Source organism: Paenibacillus sp. JNUCC-31 (assembly GCF_014844075.1).
Taxonomy (GTDB): domain Bacteria; phylum Bacillota; class Bacilli; order Paenibacillales; family Paenibacillaceae; genus Paenibacillus.
Genome location: NZ_CP062165.1, coordinates 5,800,968 through 5,819,610, shown reverse-complemented (window position 1 = coordinate 5,819,610; position 18,643 = coordinate 5,800,968). Strand labels below are relative to the sequence as shown.

Below are 18,643 nucleotides of genomic sequence, written 5' to 3'. Positions count from 1 at the left end.
TTTCGTTGCACTCAAGAGTACCCGAACAACCACGGGGGTTGGCATACACTTTCAAAAGCTGTATCCTATTAGCTGTTTTTTATTATGCATTATGTCCTTCTATATCCGCTCTCAATTGTTCAAACCACGCTAAGTTAACCAAGTGATGGGAACGGGAATTTTCGTTCATGCGGCGGTAGTAATTGATTGCCCCTGGAAGTTCTTGTGTGTCAGACAGGTACTCATCAAGGAGGGCGATTCGGGTTTTCGTCTGGTCTATCTGTGATTGAATCAGTTCCTGCAATTTGTTTTTGTCGTATTCATCGGCAAAAAGCAGAGCCCCATAAAATTGCAGGTTCACATATTCCGATTTGGTGCCGTATTTGACCATTAATTCTTCGAATTCAGCCATTCCCGATTCGGTGATTTTAAAGTTCCGAATTTCGCGTCCACCGGTTAAAGGATTCTGCTGAATCTGTTCTATCCACCCCTTTTCTTCGAGCTGCTGCAGATTGTAATAAAACGAGCCTTTGGTGAAGTTTACAATGTATTTATAATGGCGTTTTTCCATTAAGGACAGCAGCTCATAGCCGTGAGCGCCGGGGTTTTGGATGAGCAGGCCAAGAATGAGCAAAGGGATCAAGGCTGCATCACCTTCGCCATTTGCGCCTCGAATTCTGCGTACGTGATTTTACCCGAAGCCAAATCCATGCTATGAAGGTAAATCTGTTCTGTTTTCGAATAGTCGCGCTCCACATTCAGTGACTGCTTCTCCCCAGGGATGGGTTCCATGATATGACATCTTTTCGAAAAAGCCTCGAAATAACGGTAGCCGAATTTACGTTGCGAAACCGCGTCTATATGAATGCCATCCGGATTCGCCGTCAAATCTGCCGCTGTGACAAAATAACAATTGTGCTGTTCGTTAGCGAAGTGCTGCAATTGTTCATTGACCTGTCGATACTCTGTCGCTTGCTGTCCAAAACCGGTCTTCCCAAGGAAATCACCAAGTCCGCCAATGATCAACGGCACCTCATCAAGATGCAATTCGTTTCTTAGGGTCTCGATAATATGGGTTAATTTCTCGTAATAGGTTTCATGCAGCGAACGATAACTGTCGCTCTCACCCTGGTGCCAAAGGATTCCGCAGATTTGACTGGACCGCAGGGCGAAGCGGGCTTCGGATAACGCATGCTGAAACAGAATACGTTCCGGATGCCAGTCATCCAAAGAACTACCGCCTTCCGCACAAGGAATCAAACCAATTTCTTCCTCAGGATTCGCTTTCGACCAGGCATCGGCAAAGGATGCCGCCAGGCTCACACCGGAAACCGGACGGTCGTAATTAATTGGCTCTGTCATCATCTGCCACAGTCCATTGCGCAGCATTTTTATTTTTTCATTATAGATAGGATCGACATCCTGCAATAATCCACGGCCGGCCATATTAGACTGACCCAACATTAAAAATGACTTTATCATTCTAGTCTTCATTCCTTTACATCACTGTTATGGTCTAATTAGACTAAAAAATATTATATAGTCTAATTAGACTATGGTCAACTACATTAGAGCGCCCCATTCCATCTAACAAACATATTAAAAAACGTACTATAGCAAACAAATAAACTCTCCCCCAGAATTGACACGGGTCCGACCACGTGCCTAAAGCTGTTTTTTTAATGAAATAAAGTAATGGCCGCAAAAAATGCCGATGCAGATTATCATCTTTCCTCAAGAAACGAACGGCCCCCCTGATTTGTGATGAATTATTTATTGTTTTGTGACTTTTTTACAACGTCGTTTGAGATACCCGTTTGTTATGATTCTTCTTGCGGACACGGACGGCAAATAAGTTGAGTGAGGGCTCGTTCTACGCAAAAACGGATGAAGGAGGATGACACAGGCTTAAAGATCTGCTAACGTCATGGCGTCGGGACTGCTAAAAAAAGAACTCCAAAAAAATCGCTTAAAGCAAACGGATTCAATTCCGTTTTTTGCCTTAAGCTATACGAAAGGAACAGGGATAAAGATGAAAAAAATATGGGGATTGCTTATGCCTTTTGCACTGGTTCTTTGTCTAGTTGCTCCTGCAGCAAGTGCGAAAATAAAAGAAAGTAATGATACATTCAAAGACAAAAGCACGCATGTTCAGATCGTATTATTCGATGGTTTCGATTTAATGGACGCTTTAGCGCCATACGAAGTATTCGCTGCTGCCGGAATGTACTCCAAAGGAGCAATTACTGTAGAATTGGTATCCGCAGAAGGCAAACGTTCTGTACCGAGTGGTCTGAACGGACCTGCACTCGAAGCGCAAACCGTATTAGACCCGAAGCGCCCGGGAATTATTTTGGTCCCTGGCGCTTCGGGCAAGCCCGCTGGAGATTCGGAAGATGCCATTCCGAATATATTAAGGCAAGCCATGAAGACAGGCTTACCGGATATGTTAAAACAAGCTTTTAACAATAAGGAAATTACTGTGGCTACCGTATGTGGAGGTACATTACTGCCTGCAATGAAAGGTTTATTAAAAGATAGACATGCTGTTACCAATCATATGGGCATGGCTGCGTTAGGAGCTCTCGGTGCAATTCCGATTGAGGCAAGAGTCGTTGAAGATAGTCCTCGTTTCGTGAGCGGGGGAGGCGTGACTTCGGGACTTGACGTGGCCTTGTATTTGGTCGACCGTGAATTAGGACCCCAAGTCGCGAATTCTGTAGAAAAGTTGTTTGAGTATGAGAAGAGAGGCACAGTGTGGAAAGCTGAAGGCATTGTGCCAGTCGACTTTAATACGAATCCATAGGCTACTAAAAAAAAAGCAACCCTCTGCCATTTCAATAAACAATATCGAAAAGTGAAAGAACAATCCCATATAAGCAACAGCAACGGACCTGGATGCGAAAGACCTAGCCAGGCTGCTGTTGCTTTTAATGCTCATTCAAATAAGTGTTATCGCTATCTCCTTGGAATTATGTTGTAGAACACCTTGTAAATCTCAAAATAAAAGAAGCTCCTGAACCGTCACGAGGACAATTCAAGAGCTTCTTTATAAAAGTGATGCGGTCGAGAGGACTCGAACCTCCACGGGGGTTAGCCCACACGGACCTGAACCGTGCGCGTCTGCCAATTCCGCCACGACCGCATGATATGTATCTTCTCATCATGGATGAAAAGCATTTCGGTCAAGCAATTGCTTGTTTTACCGTAATTAAGAGTATACATGCTCTAAAATATGATTGCAACTATTTTTTTGTAACTTTCAACAAAAAGGACATATGTCCTTTTTTAGCGCATTTAAACTCCCTATGGTAGATAAGAAGCTGACCAAGCGTCCTTCGGGATACGCTCTACCTTGCACAGAAAGGGAGTTTTGTATGATTCTCAACTCAACACACGAGAGTATTGAACAAGGAAAACGAAGCATTCACTGGACCGAATTGCATATGCCCCTGCTTGGCGAATTAAAATCCCAGTTTGCCAAAGAGTTGCCTTTTGCTGGTTTAACCATCGGTATCTGTATTCATGTAGAGCCCAAAACTGCTGTTCTATGCCGAACACTTCAGGCCGGTGGAGCCAAGGTTGTATTGACTGGCAGCCCTGGCACAACGAAAGACACCGTCGCTGCAGCCCTGCAAGAAGAAGGCATCATCGTTTATGGCCAACGTGCAGACAGGCGCAATCAGCACCTGCAAAATATCCATAGTGTACTACAGCACCACCCCCATCTGCTCATGGATAATGGAGCTGATCTGGCGCGCACCCTCATCCAACATTATGACAATAACTCTCTGATTGGGGGTACGGAGGAAACGACGACGGGGGCCAATCTGCTGCGTGAAGAGACGGGAGAGAATATTCCTTTTCCGATCATTGTCATTAATGACAGTCCACTCAAACGAATCATGGAAAATGAACACGGTGTCGGACAGACCATTATTGAAGGCTTCATGCGTACCACGAACCTGATTTTGCCTACCCGGCGCTTCGTCATCGTTGGTTATGGAACCTGCGGACGAGGCATTGCCAGATATTTGCGTAATCTGGGCAGCCAGGTCGTCGTTGTTGAAGCTGATCCGATCGCGGGCCTGGAAGCGGCTCTGGATGGGTTCAGAGTGGCACGATTGGAGGATACATTCGCATTTGCCCAAGTATTCATTACCGTCACCGGACGTCCCAATGCCATTTTAAAGGAACATTTTAACCAGATGAATGATGGAACGATTCTCGCCAATGCCGGACATTTCTCATGGGAAATGGATTTGGAACATCTCCGCCAGGATGCGAAACATACGGAACAACTGACAGCGGACATCGAACAGTTCACACTATCTAACGGACGTCGACTTATGCTGCTTACCCAGGGCGAGATGCTGAACCTGGCTGGCGGCAGCGGCAACCCTGTTGAAACGATGGATCTGGGCTTGTCCCTGCAAGCGGCTTCCCTGCTCTACCTTGTGCAGCAACGTCAACATCTCGTACTTGGACCTCAGCCGGTTCCTCAAACCGTCAACAACACTATAGCCGGACAGATGCTGAAGCATTTGAGCTACACCATCTAATTTCTGCTAATCATGAATAAAGGGAGAGATCCTCTTGAGTCAAGTCAAACTATGTTTTATCGGTGCTGGATTCCATGCATCCACGAATATATACCCGTCTGCTGTTGAAGCCGGAGCAGAAATTCAGGCCATCACTACTCGCAGTATTGAGCGATCCGAAGCAGCCCTCACGCGTTTTGGCAGCAAAGGAAAAGCGTATGACAATGCACAACGGATGTTGCAGAATGAAGACTGTGATGGCATCGTTGTTGTGGCACAACCACAAGACCAGACGGCCCTTGTCCTTGAATGTATTCAGGCTGGCAAAAATGTATATGTAGATAAACCTCTCGGATGGAATGCTGCTGAAGCTGCCGCTGTGGCCCTAGCTGCCGAGAAGGCAGGTGTGGTCGTCATGGTTGGATTCATGAAACGTTATGCTCCAGTCTACATGAAGCTCAAGGAACTGATTGAGGGCGGATCAATGGGTAAAGTACGTTCTTTCCAAATGAAATTCGCTGTAGACAGCACACCGTTCTGCAAAGATGAGGAACAATTCATGAAGCTTGCTGCCATTCATATGGTCGATCTGATGCGCTTTCTATTTGGGGAAGCCGTGCAGGTCACAGGCACTACGGTTAAGAATGGAGAACGTATTAACCAGAGCATTTCCCTGAAATTTGAGCATGGTGTGGTTGGCAGTGCGTACTTTACTGGTATGAGCGCATGGTCACGGGAAAGCGAAAGTGTACTGGTCACCTTTGACGACGGATTTGCGTCTGCGGATGAGATTAATACACTTACAATTCATCATTCTCGTACAGGGAGTAGCCTCCCTTGGAAGTCCCTTGAGGAACGAGACACGGTGTATACCCCTTCCGGTTCACCCATGTCAGGGGCTTATCGAGACCTTTATCTGCGTGGTTTCGTAGGCGAGATGGCTCATTTCATGGAATGCTGCAAGAACAAGTCTGTTCCACATTCCAGCGGCAAGGATAATATCGGAACCATGGCGTTATGTGATACCATCCTAGCATCACTGATCTGACGCTACACGAATACAATACAGGTTCCACCATTTTATATAATCCAGAGAAAAAGAGGAACTAACACAATGCTGGACACCGGGTTACTTATCATTCGACTTGTTATTGGTTTCATTATGATGGGTCATGCATGCAAGAAACTGTTTGGCTGGTTTGGCGGCGAGGGGATATCAGGAACAGCTGAATTTTTTGGCGCAATTGGTCTGAAGCCTGCAAAAGTTATGGCCGTCAGCGGAGGGCTTATCGAATTAATCGGCGGATTCCTTTTTGGGGCAGGTTTATGGACAACCATTGGTGCCATTATACTTATGACCTTAATGCTCGTTGCCATCGTAAAAGTCCATGCTGGCAAGGGACTTTGGAATATGAACGGTGGATTTGAATACAATCTGGTTATGCTTGGATCTTTAATCGGTGTTGCACTTGCTGGTGCCGGAGCATACTCCTTGGACGCCTTGATATAACTAAACTATTTCAGTCATCAGAACCTCGACGTTTCGGAAAATGAAACCGGGGTTCTTTGTTGGTTTTAGCATCAACTCGCTGTAGAGGGGTTTATAATCTGCATGAGAAGTGATATGCTCGTAGATGAACCATACGTACATTTATGAAATGTAGTATTCTATTCGATACCATGACTAACCACCATGAACTGGAGGTGCACCTATATTGAAAAAAAATTCGACCGACGCGTGTCCCTCGCCTTATGGCTGTTCCGTGGAGGTAACCCTTAGTGTCATCGGAGGCAAATGGAAAGGCGCCATTCTATATCACTTGTTCTCTGGTTCATTAAGATTTAATGAGCTCAGAAAATTATTCCCTGACATCACCCAGCGAATGCTCACACTCCAACTAAGAGAACTGGAGAGCAGCGGAATTGTGCACAGGGAAATATATCCTCAGGTTCCGCCTAAAGTGGAATACTCCCTTACCCCGTTTGGCGAAACCCTGCGTCCCATTATCTACAGCATGCGTGACTGGGGAGAACAGTATACAAATGAGGTTTTGGCCAGATCACATGAGGTTTGAACAAAAGACCAAAGAAGCCAATCCCTTCCTCAGACGGGATTAGCTTCTTTTTATTTCATATAGAGGAACGTAAACCTCTTTATTTCATAACAGTTTGAATCGTAACGGTACGATTGCGCCCTTCTTCCTTCGCTTGGTATAACGCATTATCCGCCAAATGAAACAACTCTGTCGCTGTTGTGGAATGCAGCGGATACTCGGCAATACCAGCTGAAATGGTTACCGAACGATCAATGGGCAATACGCTTTCCTCCACAGATACACGGATATGCTCAGCAATCTGAAATGCTGTTTTGGATTCAGTATGTCTCAATAACACGACAAATTCCTCGCCGCCAAATCGGGAGCATATATCCTGCGTACGAACCGACAACTTGATAATGTTCGCGATATGCTTCAGAACCTGATCGCCTGCGTGATGCCCATACGTATCGTTTATGGATTTGAAACGGTCAATATCCAGCACCACGATGGAAAAAGGAACTTCTTCTTCAATCCATTGCTCAATGACTTCTTCAAACGTTCTTCGATTGGTCATTCCGGTCAATACATCCGTTCTGGCGTCATAGGTAAGCTGGTCTGTTTGCCTTCGAAAGTTGGCCAAAGCACTCAGCACGGTGCGCGTCAACAAGTCAGCTTCCCTGTTCCAATGCGGCTTCATTACCGGCAGGTCCACTTTGCCCTGATTCACCTGGTTAACCAAATCCGCAAGGTAAACAAACGGACTGGCCAGCTTCCGCGCTACGCGGATGACAATAAGCGTCAGGATGATAAACGGGACAGAGGTGTACAGCAGCAGCATGCGAATATGTTGATTCAACTGATCGTATACGATCTGCGCGGGAGATACAACGACAACTCCCCAATCTGTTGTCGGCACCTTGTAATAACCTGCAAGTGAATCCACACCAGCCAGATTTTTATATTGTTCCTTACCCGTCTGGTCGTTTAGCAACTTCTGCACAACCTTGTTTTTGGATATATTTTCACCGATTCGTTGCGTGTCTGGGTGAAATAACAGTGTTCCCTTGGTATCCACAATGAAAAAATAAGAACCATTGCTCGTCTTCAACTGACTGCCAAATGACAGATTCAAGACGTTGTTTTCCTGTAGATAGATTCCCCCGCTAACCAAACCTTTAAATTCACCAGATTGACTGAAGATCGGTTCACTCACAAAAACGATTCTTCGTTTCGAATATGGTCCGCGGTACGCTTCAGAGATGTAGGGTTCTCTGGATTGAAACGCTTTTTTGGCTGCATCGGAAGTTATAGGCTGACCCAGACTTTTCTCCGAATAAGGCGAAGAGCCTCGAATGATTCCTGATGCATCGACCAGAGTAACTGCATTGAAATAATTACTGCTGTTACGAATCAAATTCAGTGTGGAACCCAGTTTATAGGTGTCTGAATAGTCCAGATCACGAAAATAGTCGGCAGAATATTTCAAACTGCCCTGCATGGATTGAAACAACGAATCCAGCGTTTGACTCACTTGCACGGCACTCGAATAATTAAGTGAGAGCGTTTTATCAATCAGCGATTGCTTCTGGTATGTATAAGATGAAATAAACATGATGGTCAATGTCATCAAAACGGCAATGGTGACCAATCCACTCAACAGAGCGGTAAGGCTGATTTTTTTGATCTCCCTTACTTTCCTTCTTACTCTGGATGTTTTATTCTCTGCGATCATTATTGCTTCCCCCGGTTTTTCATGACAAGGCATATTCCTTCTATTTTATACGAAATTTGTTAAGAAGAAATAAATAGTTTATGAAGTTAAGAAAAATAAATCGGAAGATTGACGATTTGATGACAATTTCTCACATGGAATGGTACTTTTTTTTGAACGGTATCCAAATCGCACTTTAAAAATCAGTTTCAACTAATCCACAATGACATACCCTACTTCAGGCTGCTGTTCTACAAAACCTGCCATATGACTCATTTGAGCTAAAACAGGCCTGTCACTCCCGACAAGGATACGATTCTGGACCTCATCCACAGCTTCGGTTGCGGTGGGCAGAGCGAATGAACGTGTGTACGTGAATTGCTCCTGTAACGTGGTGTGAATGGCATTCACAAGTCTGTCGTTGCCCGCACGCCCGAATACATTTAACAGTACCGCTCCACCAGCCCGCAGCCTTTCTTTCACCATCGCAAAAAAGGTACTGGATGTAAACTGTGAAGGTGTCCCCGTAGCCGTAAAAGCATCCACAATGATATAATCGTATGATCCAAGGGCTTCCAGCTGCAATCGTTCACGACCGTCACCAATCAGTACCTCACCTCCACTATATCCAAAAAAAGTTCGGCTCAGTTCAACGACTTCCGCATCGAGTTCGGCGACTTTTAATTGACGGTTAGACAGGTAAGTCGATAAAGTTCCAATGCCGTGTCCTATCACAAAAACCGATTCATAATCGGGATGATTTCGTTCCATCAGGTGAACCATCGCTCTCGGATACTCCAGCACCATGCGGGAGGGTTCGTCCAGATCCATTGCTCCCTGAACAGCCGCGTTTGAGAACTCCAATACGCGAAATCGGCCCTTTTCCCCATAAAGCCTGGATGTGTCATATATCGTCAATTCATGCTGCTCACTTTTATTTCGGTATAAAACTCGCAATAACTGTTCTCCCTTCGTACTTTTACGCAAAATGATATATTTGATCCATTTATGATTGAATGGCCTCTTGCAGGGCCTCAATATACTCCATGCCCAGATTGGAAAGCGAAGCATTTTTATGGCTGATCCAGCCGACATTAATGGACTCCTCACACTCCAGCGGGACAGGGATAATCTCGTTCCCATTCAGGTCAGCACTAAGCACACCTGTGGAGATGGTATATCCGTTCAAACCGATCAGCAGATTAAACAGCGTTGCCCGGTCATTAACCTGTATGCTTTTGGGATGAGAAAGTGTGCTGAGAATCTCCTCGGAAAAATGAAAGGAGTTATATTCTCCCTGGTCAAAGGAGAGGTACGGATAATCCTGAAGCTGTTCAATGGCAACCGACTCCTGCTTCGCGAGTGGATTTTGCACACTAATGAAGATATGCGGCTTGGCGATAAACAAACTGTTAAACACCAGACCCGCATCCTTGAGCAGCTTATTAATAACCTTGGCATTAAATTCGTTCAGATAAAGAATGCCGATCTCACTGCGCAGACTTTTTACATCTTGGATAATCTCATACGTCTTCGTTTCCCGCAAGGCCAGTTCATACTCATCCTGTCCATATTGCTGCACAAGCTTCACAAAGGCATTCACGGCAAAAGCATAGTGCTGTGTGGAGACGGAGAAATGCTGTGGGGACGGCTTCGCATTCAAGTAACGGTTCTCCAGCAATTCCGCCTGTTCCACCACCTGACGCGCATAACTCAGAAATTCGACGCCTTCCTTGGACAAGGTAATTCCTTTATTCGTACGCTCAAAAATAGTAATACGCAGTTCCTGCTCCAGGTCCCGGATGGCATTCGACAGACTGGGCTGGGAAATAAACAGCCGTTTGGCTGCCTCATTCATCGAGCCACGGGTGGCGACCTCAATCACATATTTTAACTGTTGCAGTGTCAAAGCATGATTCCCCTCTCTCTGGTGCACTACACTACTTTGATCATTACTATACCATATTGCAACCTGGGCGAGTTCCATTTCAGAATACAAAAAGAAACCCAACCCGAATAAATGATTGGGAACATCATCTAAGTCTATTACCCAGATCTAAGCCATGCTTGCCGTCGGTCGCACTACGATTTCATTTACATCCACCTCGGCTGGCTGGCTGATAGCATACAAGATACTTTGGGCAATAGCCGAAGCCGGGATGGATAGGCTTCGATAATCTTTCATTAGCTCGCGTGCTTCATCATCAGTGATGGATTCGGCCAGTTCCGATTCAGTCACACCAGGAGATACGAGGGTTACACGAATGTCACCGCCTACTTCTTGCCGCAGACCCTCCGAGATCGCACGGACTGCGTATTTTGTTGCACAATATACCGCTGCGGTGGGTGACACAGCGTAAGCTCCAATGGAGGCGATATTAATAAACTGACCGAACCCCTGCTTTTTCATGACGGGTAACCCAGCTGCAATGCCGTGAAGAACACCACGAATGTTAACATCAATCATCCGGTTCCACTCATCCACTTTTAATGAATCTAGGGGAGAAAGCGGCATAACTCCGGCATTATTTAAAATAACGTCCAGACGTCCAAAACGAGTAAGCGCTAACTCCACGATCGCTTTCATCTCTTCCAGTTCTGTAACATCAAGCGATTGATACTCGACCGAACCACCCTCCGAGCGAATATCGGTCGCCAGTGCTTCCAGACGCTTCAGACGTCTTGCGCCAATGACAACATGTGCACCCTGCTCTGCCAACACACGGGCAGTTGCCTCCCCAATTCCGCTGCTTGCTCCGGTAATCATAACTACTTTTCCTTTTACGTTAGACATGTTACATTCGCTCCTTCTTGTTTTTTTAACGTGTATTCACTCTGTGCAACACCATGCCTGCATGGTACAGAACGCCGTCCTTAAAATCACCATCTGCTGTAAAGCCCGTATCATCCACATATTCAATATGGTCTCCATCGACTACATAGTGACCTTGATATGCACTTTGCCTTTTCCCCCGCGCTTCATCATATCGACCGTCAGGGAGAAGCTCATGCCTGATGTACCCATCCTTCGTCACCCACATTCCTACATAAGGGTGCTGCCCCCCTTGTCTGCCATCTGTTATATTCCGTTCCATATATCCACCAAGCTCCTTTCTGTTGTCCATATGATTCAATGGCTTACCCTCATTATGTAGGGGATCTGTCTCTATACGATAGAATAAACCCACAGTATTCTTGCCTATTTGTCCAACACATTCTAAAATGGTTACACCAGTACGATGAAAGGAGGATCTGTATCCATGCTTTCAAAAATGGAACCGGACCTAACCATTATTCAGCAGCAGCAGGAATTGGCCCGGTTGATCGAGCGTTTTACCCCTGAAGAGGGGTCCTATCCCACAGCGATTCCTTCGCTTGCATTTATTCGTGCTTCCCAGGTTTCCCAGCCCATTCATGCCGTGCATGAACCCGCACTTTGCATTGTTGCCCAGGGGTCCAAGCTCGTTATTCTTGGGCAGGAGAGCTATACCTATGACCCTTCCCAATATTTAGTTGCTTCCATAAACTTGCCTATTTCAGGTCAGGTTGTACAAGCAACAGCAGAGCGGCCCTATCTATGTCTGCGACTTGATTTTAATTCAGGCCAGATTTTCGATCTGATTCAAAATCTTCCTTCCACGCATATCAGACCTGAACCTTCAACGCGAAGGGGATTGTTTGTAAGTTCAACCAAGCCTCCGCTTCTCGAGGCCGTCATTCGATTGGTTCGACTCATGGATACACCCGAAGATATCCCTGTACTTGCTCCGCTCATGATTCGTGAGATTCTTTATCGCATGATTCAGGATGAACACGGATATTCCATCCGGCAGTTTGCCGTTCAGAACAGTCACGCACAGCACATCGCACAGGTCATTGAAGTGATTCAATCGGAATATGCCCACCCCCTTCGTATCCAGCAGCTCGCTGCCATGATTAACATGAGTACTTCTTCATTGCATCATCATTTCAAAGCGGTTACAGCCATGAGCCCATTGCAATATCAAAAACAGATTCGATTGCAGGAAGCAAGACGATTGCTGCTTGCAGGGTCAACCGATGCAGCCGATGCTGCATTCCAGGTTGGCTATGAGAGTCCCTCCCAATTCAGCCGGGAGTATGCTCGTATGTATGGTCTCCCCCCAAAAAGTGACATCAAACGACTTCGCCATACACTCCATATCGAATGCTGATTAGAAGCGAATAACCCACGTCATATGGACGTGGGTTTTTCAGTTCAACTCATTCCTCTAATGATCAGGAGAACATGTTCTTTTTTTCAAAAACAGACATCTGATTCTCTTCGATTATCGGACATTCATCCGGAAACATACTTCGTTTCTCCATCTTCTCATCGATAAAATCGACAATCTGTTGCAAAGATGCGATCTGTGCTTCGATCTTCTTCCGATGGTTGATCAGCAATTCACGCTCATCCGGGAAATCATCCAGATCCGAATCCATCGACATCTGCAGATAAGGCTTCATCTCATCCAGAGACATGCCTGTTTTTTTCAGACACGTAATGAGCTTCATCGTCTGGATATCCTCCGGTCGGTATACCCGATGACGATTAGGCTTTCGTTCAGCCCGGGGGAGAAGTCCAATCTTCTCATAATAACGAATGGTATCTTCCGATAGACCGGCCTGTTCTGACGTCTCTTTAATGGAGAACATGACATGATCACTCATCCGCATCGGCCTCCTTTGCCTTCGTTTATCTCTATCTTACAACTTGGAGTCAGCTCCAAGTCAAGATTGTCATGGGTTTAAATACTCCTCTTACTAAAAAAAATTTACGTCATCAGTACGCTTGACTTGGAGTCGACTCCAAATTATAGAATGAGCGCATTAGACAGATTGGTTCTGTCAATCCATTCACCCAGGAGGTATTTATATGCGTTCAAATCATACACTTCGTACAGCCTTAATTACAGGTTCAACCTCGGGAATTGGCCTTGAACTAACTCGCACCTTGTTAGCCGAAGGGTGGCAAGTCATCGGTCTTAACCGTTCCGCTTTTCCAGAGGAGGATCATGGTATTCAGAACGCTCTGCGCTCCGGTCAACTCCGCTGGGTCCAGGCTAATCTTACCCAGTATGGCAGTCTGAGAAAAGCCTTGAATCAGATTAAGGCCGAAACAGATGCCATCGATGTATTATTTAATAACGCCGGAGGCAGCGGTTACGATCTTCAGTGGTCGGATCAGGGGCATGAGATGCACTTTGAATTACAGACTGTGGTGCCGTATATCATTTATATGGAACTACAGGATCTTCTCCATAATGGTACCCTCAAAACGGTTATTAACACGTCCACGAGCGCGTTGAATATGGTCAAACAGTTTAATCTGGACATCTTGGAACACCCAGCCAAGTTCAAAAAGCTGTTCGGTCCCTATGCCACTTCGAAGCTCGCACTCTCCTTATGGACATACGAAGTTGCTTCTGGCCCCGGAGCTGAAGGAATTCGACTGCTGAGTGTGGATCCCGGGGGCAATAACACACTCCGAGGCAATAAACAATCTGGACTGCCGTTTTATATAAAGCCGGTCATGAGAATGTTCTTCCCGCCTCCAAGTCACGGGGCTTCTCTGCTTTACAAAGCCGCGTTTTCCCCAACCCGTTTTAAATCGGGTACATTCCTGATTAAAAATAAGGCCACAGACCTGCGTTTTACGGAGCAAGGACCCGCCATTCTGCGCAGAGTACATGAGATCTATGAGCAGCAGTTTTTGCAACTTGACTCCAAGGTCGCCCCGTTGTGAAGGATCACGTTTGTCTTTCCTGTCCCTCATAATGGTCAGGCTCTGGTTCATAATCTTCTCTATATCGACTTCAGTTATAGGATGAAGTGATGAATTGGAGGAGTCTACATATGAAAAATGAAAACACCAATAATGGCAAACCGTTAATTATTCCCCAACCGATCCGAAAAGACGGTGCTGGCGGACCCGATCTGGGCCCTCGTGACGTGATGAGAGATTTACAAAATCCAGATATGCTGGTACCTCCGGTAACCGACAACGGGTTATTACCCAATCTGAGAATGTCTTTTTCCGATACACATATGCAGTTGAACCATGGAGGTTGGTCCCGCGAAATCACAGTGCGGGATCTGCCCATCGCCACAACACTTGCTGGGGTGAATATGAGTCTTACACCAGGAGGCGTGCGTGAACTGCACTGGCATCAGCAATCCGAATGGGCGTATATGATCTGGGGTACGGCACGTATTACGTCCGTGGATCAGCAGGGTCGCAATTTTATTGCAGATGTAGGAACGGGTGATCTGTGGTTCTTCCCCAAAGGTTTGCCCCATTCCATTCAGGGACTTGCTGATGGATGTGAGTTCTTGCTTGTATTTGATGACGGGTCTTTCTCCGATCTGAATACGTTGTCCATTTCCGATTGGTTCGCTCATACACCACCGGAAGTACTTTCAGTCAATTTTGGCATACCCGAATCTGCATTCCAATCCATGCCAACGGAACAGGTTTACATGTTTCAGGATCAAGTCCCTGGTTCCCTTGCAAGTCAGGAAGTCCAGTCCCCCTACGGTACGGTGCCTCTCTCCTTCAAGCATCGATTACTAGCCCAGAAACCGACCATTACACCAGGAGGAAGTGTGCGCATTGTGGACTCCACCAACTTCCCGATCTCTACAACGGTTGCCGCAGCCCTGGTGGAAATAAAACCAGGAGGCATGCGTGAGCTGCACTGGCACCCCAATGCGGATGAGTGGCAATACTATTTGACTGGTCAAGGACGAATGACGGTTTTTGGAGGGAACGGCATTGCGCGCACTTTCGACTATCGGGCGGGAGATGTTGGATACGTACCTGTAGCCATGGGCCATTATATTGAGAATACAGGCACAGACACATTATGGTTTTTGGAAATTTTCAGAAGTGACCGCTTTGAAGATATTTCTCTAAATCAATGGATGGCATTAACCCCGGAAGATCTGGTGCGCGAGAATCTGAATGCTTCTCCCGAACTGCTTCATGCATTGCGTAAAGAAAAATGGCCAGTCGTTTAATCGTATGCACCTCGGTGTTGCCTTTTAACATCTCCTGCGGAGAGTGCTTTTATTGCAATCACGAGATGGAAAGCCAGTGCGATAACTCGAACCGCAATCCGGAGATTTATACTGGCGGTTATTTCGGCTCTACAGAACATTATGGCAATTATCCGGGCAGTCAGGCTGAATTTTTGCGTGTTCCTTATGGGAATTTCATGACGTTTGTTATCCCCGAATCATGTGAGCTGGAGGATAAAGCCCTATTGTTCCTGTCCGAGCGTTATCTGGATTTTACTGCCTGAATGAATATACTCTCTCCCTCAAAACGAAGAATTCTGCCACGCCCGCTCTCTTCCAGTTTAAAGTAGGTTTTGATCTCATTCGATTCGCTTAGCATGCTTGCCTCAAGTGCTCTCTTCTCCTCCTCTGACATCCCTGCCCGCTCACACCAATCTTCGAACAAAAACGGTTTTTCGAAGGAAATCATCCCTTCGATCCGGTATCCTGTAAGCTCCACCATTCGAATCCATTCTGATTTGCGCCATGCACGAACATGACTTGCATCACGACGCTTCTCTATCTCGTTGTAAAACCGGTCATTCTCATCACGTTCAGGCGCCACGTTGTCAATCAGCAACAATCTGCCACCCGGCTTCGTTACTCGCAGCGCTTCGGATATAAAAGATGGTACGTCCGGAAAATGATGTGCGGCAATCCGGCAAGTAACAAGGTCAAAGGAATCGTTACTAAACGGGAGCCTCTCCGCATCACCCGCGACAAACTCTACATTCAGATGCCCATTACCCTGAATAAAGCGTTCGGCCACCTCCAGCATTTTCTCCGTTAAATCCAAAGCTATCACCTGCTTAACCAGCGGTGCCAGAGCATTGGCAACATGTCCCCCGCCAGTGGCAATATCCAGTACGGTCATATCCGGACTTGCTTGTGACGAAGCGACAAGCAAAGCTAGGTCTTCTCCTTTGGCATGACGGGCACTCGTTACATATTTTTGTGCATTTTTGGCAAACTGTTTCTGCACCTCATCTTTAATCACATCCGACATTCTACATCCTCCTTGTAATGAAGTGTGGGTTAAGTTTCATTAAATGGAACATAGTTTCATTAATTAGTATAGTATTGATCCTACCACAGATCTGCATAAAGCAAAATAAAAAAGGCATCCTCTCAGTGAATTTCACTCAGAAGATGCCCTGCTTTATTGGGGAAGCGATGTGGATTAGCCTGATTTATTATCCTCAGGATCAAACATTCATAATTTATTTCACGAGGGAAGGTGATTTTTTCCACAGGCCCAGAACCAGACCCGAGATTACCGAACCGATCGCTACAGCAAGCAGGAAGAGCAAAGCGTGATTGGCGAGTGCTGCAACGAAAATTCCACCGTGCGGTGCTGGTACATTAATGCTCCACAATTGAGTCAATCCGCCAGCCACAGCCGAACCCAGAATACAGGAAGTCAGAACACGCAGCGGGTCAGCTGCAGCGAATGGAATGGCACCTTCGGTGATAAAGGAAAACCCGAGCACGTAATTCGTCAAACCTGATTTACGTTCTTGCTCCGTAAATTTGGATTTGAAGAACGTCGTAGCCAACGCAATGGCCAGTGGCGGAACCATACCGCCTGCCATAACAGCTGCCATCCAAGCACCATCTGTGTTACCGCTGGATGTGAATACCCCAATCGCAAATGTATAGGCCGCTTTGTTAAACGGTCCACCCATATCAATGGACATCATACCGCCAAGCAGCAACCCAAGCAGCACGGCATTTCCAGTACCCAGGTTTCCAAGCGCATCCACAAGCCATGTGTTCAGGGAACCGAAGATTGGATCGAAGACATAGAAACTTATAGCACCAACGATAAGCAATCCGAACACAGGATACAACAGGATCGGTTTCAAACCATCAATGGCTTTAGGCAATCCTTTAAACAGTTTGCGCAGACCGATAACAACATAACCGGCCAGGAAACCGGCTGCCAGACCACCAAGGAAACCCGCGTTCGAATTCACGGCCATCAATCCACCGACCATACCCGGCATCAGTGCTGGACGATCACCAATACTCATTGCGATAAATCCGGCAAGGACAGGAATCAGGAAGTGGAACGCACCGGTTCCGCCACCAATGGTCTGCAACAATTGAACAATCGGATTATCGGGGCTAGCAAGCTGCTCAAACAAGAAGGAGATCGCCAGCAAAATACCGCCACCCACAACAAATGGAAGCATGTGGGAGATCCCGTTCATCAAATCTTTATAAATTTTGCTGCCTATGTTCATTTTGCCTTGGCTTTCCCCTTCGGCCTTGCCACCGCCGCCCTCCTGGCTGCGATAGATGGGAGCATCTCCGTTAACCGCTTTGCGGATCAGCTCTTCGGATTTGCGGATACCGTCGCTGACTGGTCTTTGCAGAACCGGTTTGCCATCAAAACGGGCCATTTCCACATTTTTATCTGCGGCAATAATGACTCCCTTGGCCCGAGCAATTTCATCAGCAGTCAGAACGTTTTGTGCTCCCTCCGAACCATTGGTCTCCACTCGAATATTGATGCCCATTTCCTGCGCTTTCTTTTTGAGAGCGTCTTCAGCCATAAATGTGTGAGCAATCCCTGTTGGACATGCAGTAACCGCAACGACAAAATCTTCTGATGCTGCATTGCCAACAATAACGCCTGATGTATTCTGTTTCTGACCATTCGTATTACCGGAAGCACTACTCGCCTTCTCCGCTTCCGCTTTCTCTTTGGCTGCTTTCTTTTCTTCTTCCTCAGCCTGTTTGGCATCAAATAATGCAGTCACTTCTGCCGGCGTATCCGTACTCATCAGCTGAGATATGAAATCGCTATCAATCAACAGCCTGGAAAGAGCCGCAAGCGTGCGCAGATGTGTATTGGCAGCCCCTTCAGGCGCTGCAATCATAAAGAATATATGAGCCGGCTCATCATCTAGCGCTTCAAAATCAAGTCCTTTTCTACTCTTCGCAAATACAACTGTAGGTTCATTCACGGCTGTGGTCTTCGCATGAGGCATGGCAATACCGCCACCAATTCCTGTGCTTGATTCAGCTTCGCGTTTGTAGATCATTTCCTTAAACAGCACCGGGTCATTTATGCGTCCGCTTCGGTTCAGACTTGCAATGAGTTCATCGATAGCCTCTTCTTTCGTTGTGGCTTGCAGGTCCATGATCATCGTATCCTGGATCATCAGGTCTGTTATTCTCATTTTGGTACACTCCCTTAAGTTCAGTCGGTCTGCATGATGCAGACCGGATTATAATTGACTTGTTACGCTGTTATCTGCGATCTAATTCATCCCCTCTTCCAAAAA

General features: G+C 46.3%; 18 protein-coding genes, 1 tRNA gene and 1 pseudogene. 9 read left to right on the top strand and 11 right to left on the bottom strand.

Features of this window, described 5'->3' with window-relative positions; genetic code table 11:
* Window positions 1–82 precede the first annotated feature (82 nt).
* Both JNUCC31_RS25685 and JNUCC31_RS25680 read right to left on the bottom strand, forming a co-directional pair.
* Window positions 83–622, bottom strand: coding sequence for a PadR family transcriptional regulator (locus tag JNUCC31_RS25685; RefSeq protein WP_192265876.1), 540 nt, complete (start codon window positions 620–622; stop codon window positions 83–85).
* Window positions 619–1,461, bottom strand: coding sequence for a sialate O-acetylesterase (locus tag JNUCC31_RS25680; RefSeq protein WP_192265874.1), 843 nt, complete (start codon window positions 1,459–1,461; stop codon window positions 619–621). Before JNUCC31_RS25680 ends, JNUCC31_RS25685 begins: the two co-directional genes overlap by 4 nt.
* 550 nt (window positions 1,462–2,011) lie before the next feature.
* Here JNUCC31_RS25680 and JNUCC31_RS25675 point away from each other — a divergent pair.
* On the top strand, window positions 2,012–2,785 hold the full coding sequence (locus tag JNUCC31_RS25675) for a DJ-1/PfpI family protein (RefSeq protein WP_192265872.1): 774 nt from the start codon (window positions 2,012–2,014) through the stop codon (window positions 2,783–2,785).
* Between the two features lie 255 nt (window positions 2,786–3,040).
* Here JNUCC31_RS25675 and JNUCC31_RS25670 read toward each other — a convergent pair.
* A tRNA-Leu gene (locus tag JNUCC31_RS25670) sits at window positions 3,041–3,124 on the bottom strand.
* Window positions 3,125–3,356: 232 nt separating this feature from the next.
* Here JNUCC31_RS25670 and JNUCC31_RS25665 point away from each other — a divergent pair.
* From JNUCC31_RS25665 to JNUCC31_RS25650, 4 genes are all read left to right on the top strand, one after another.
* Window positions 3,357–4,541, top strand: coding sequence for an adenosylhomocysteinase (locus tag JNUCC31_RS25665; RefSeq protein ID WP_192265870.1), 1,185 nt, complete (start codon window positions 3,357–3,359; stop codon window positions 4,539–4,541).
* Window positions 4,542–4,575: 34 nt separating this feature from the next.
* Complete coding sequence (locus tag JNUCC31_RS25660; protein WP_192265868.1) at window positions 4,576–5,568, top strand: Gfo/Idh/MocA family protein; 993 nt, start codon at window positions 4,576–4,578, stop codon at window positions 5,566–5,568.
* 66 nt (window positions 5,569–5,634) lie between these two features.
* A complete protein-coding gene (locus JNUCC31_RS25655; protein WP_192265866.1) occupies window positions 5,635–6,030 on the top strand; it encodes a DoxX family protein in 396 nt (131 codons plus the stop codon).
* Between the two features lie 205 nt (window positions 6,031–6,235).
* Window positions 6,236–6,595: a winged helix-turn-helix transcriptional regulator gene (locus tag JNUCC31_RS25650; protein ID WP_192265865.1), complete on the top strand. Its 360-nt coding sequence runs from the start codon at window positions 6,236–6,238 to the stop codon at window positions 6,593–6,595.
* 79 nt (window positions 6,596–6,674) lie between these two features.
* On the opposite strand, the gene JNUCC31_RS25645 is transcribed toward JNUCC31_RS25650, so the two are convergent.
* From JNUCC31_RS25645 to JNUCC31_RS25625, 5 genes are all read right to left on the bottom strand, one after another.
* A complete protein-coding gene (locus JNUCC31_RS25645; protein WP_192265864.1) occupies window positions 6,675–8,291 on the bottom strand; it encodes a sensor domain-containing diguanylate cyclase in 1,617 nt (538 codons plus the stop codon).
* Between the two features lie 192 nt (window positions 8,292–8,483).
* Window positions 8,484–9,227, bottom strand: a complete 744-nt coding sequence (locus JNUCC31_RS25640; RefSeq protein WP_192265863.1) for a spermidine synthase — start codon at window positions 9,225–9,227, stop codon at window positions 8,484–8,486.
* Window positions 9,228–9,276: 49 nt separating this feature from the next.
* Window positions 9,277–10,179, bottom strand: a complete 903-nt coding sequence (locus JNUCC31_RS25635; RefSeq protein ID WP_062322223.1) for a LysR family transcriptional regulator — start codon at window positions 10,177–10,179, stop codon at window positions 9,277–9,279.
* A gap of 147 nt (window positions 10,180–10,326) precedes the next feature.
* Window positions 10,327–11,064: an SDR family oxidoreductase gene (locus JNUCC31_RS25630; RefSeq protein ID WP_192265862.1), complete on the bottom strand. Its 738-nt coding sequence runs from the start codon at window positions 11,062–11,064 to the stop codon at window positions 10,327–10,329.
* A 25-nt stretch (window positions 11,065–11,089) separates the two neighbouring features.
* Window positions 11,090–11,365 carry an Atu4866 domain-containing protein gene (locus tag JNUCC31_RS25625; protein WP_192265861.1) on the bottom strand — a complete coding sequence of 92 codons (276 nt, stop codon included), beginning with the start codon at window positions 11,363–11,365 and terminating at the stop codon, window positions 11,090–11,092.
* Window positions 11,366–11,530: 165 nt separating this feature from the next.
* Here JNUCC31_RS25625 and JNUCC31_RS25620 point away from each other — a divergent pair, with 165 nt between their 5' ends.
* Window positions 11,531–12,463 carry an AraC family transcriptional regulator gene (locus tag JNUCC31_RS25620; protein ID WP_228469246.1) on the top strand — a complete coding sequence of 311 codons (933 nt, stop codon included), beginning with the start codon at window positions 11,531–11,533 and terminating at the stop codon, window positions 12,461–12,463.
* Window positions 12,464–12,527: 64 nt separating this feature from the next.
* On the opposite strand, the gene JNUCC31_RS25615 is transcribed toward JNUCC31_RS25620, so the two are convergent.
* A complete protein-coding gene (locus JNUCC31_RS25615) occupies window positions 12,528–12,962 on the bottom strand; it encodes a MerR family transcriptional regulator (RefSeq protein ID WP_192265860.1) in 435 nt (144 codons plus the stop codon).
* Between the two features lie 205 nt (window positions 12,963–13,167).
* On the opposite strand from JNUCC31_RS25615, the gene JNUCC31_RS25610 reads away from it, so the two are divergent.
* The 3 genes and pseudogenes from JNUCC31_RS25610 to JNUCC31_RS25600 all read left to right on the top strand — a co-directional run.
* Window positions 13,168–14,037, top strand: coding sequence for an SDR family NAD(P)-dependent oxidoreductase (locus JNUCC31_RS25610; RefSeq protein ID WP_192265859.1), 870 nt, complete (start codon window positions 13,168–13,170; stop codon window positions 14,035–14,037).
* Between the two features lie 110 nt (window positions 14,038–14,147).
* On the top strand, window positions 14,148–15,311 hold the full coding sequence (locus JNUCC31_RS25605) for an oxalate decarboxylase family bicupin (RefSeq protein ID WP_192265858.1): 1,164 nt from the start codon (window positions 14,148–14,150) through the stop codon (window positions 15,309–15,311).
* A 14-nt stretch (window positions 15,312–15,325) separates the two neighbouring features.
* Window positions 15,326–15,571 (top strand): annotated as a pseudogene (locus JNUCC31_RS25600) (glutathione-dependent formaldehyde dehydrogenase); the annotation flags it as partial.
* A 2-nt stretch (window positions 15,572–15,573) separates the two neighbouring features.
* Here the strand turns inward: JNUCC31_RS25600 and JNUCC31_RS25595 are convergent.
* Together JNUCC31_RS25595 and JNUCC31_RS25590 are read right to left on the bottom strand one after the other, a co-directional pair.
* A complete protein-coding gene (locus tag JNUCC31_RS25595; RefSeq protein WP_192265854.1) occupies window positions 15,574–16,356 on the bottom strand; it encodes a class I SAM-dependent methyltransferase in 783 nt (260 codons plus the stop codon).
* 214 nt (window positions 16,357–16,570) lie between these two features.
* Window positions 16,571–18,538: a PTS fructose transporter subunit IIABC gene (locus tag JNUCC31_RS25590; RefSeq protein ID WP_192265851.1), complete on the bottom strand. Its 1,968-nt coding sequence runs from the start codon at window positions 18,536–18,538 to the stop codon at window positions 16,571–16,573.
* Window positions 18,539–18,643: the final 105 nt, after the last annotated feature.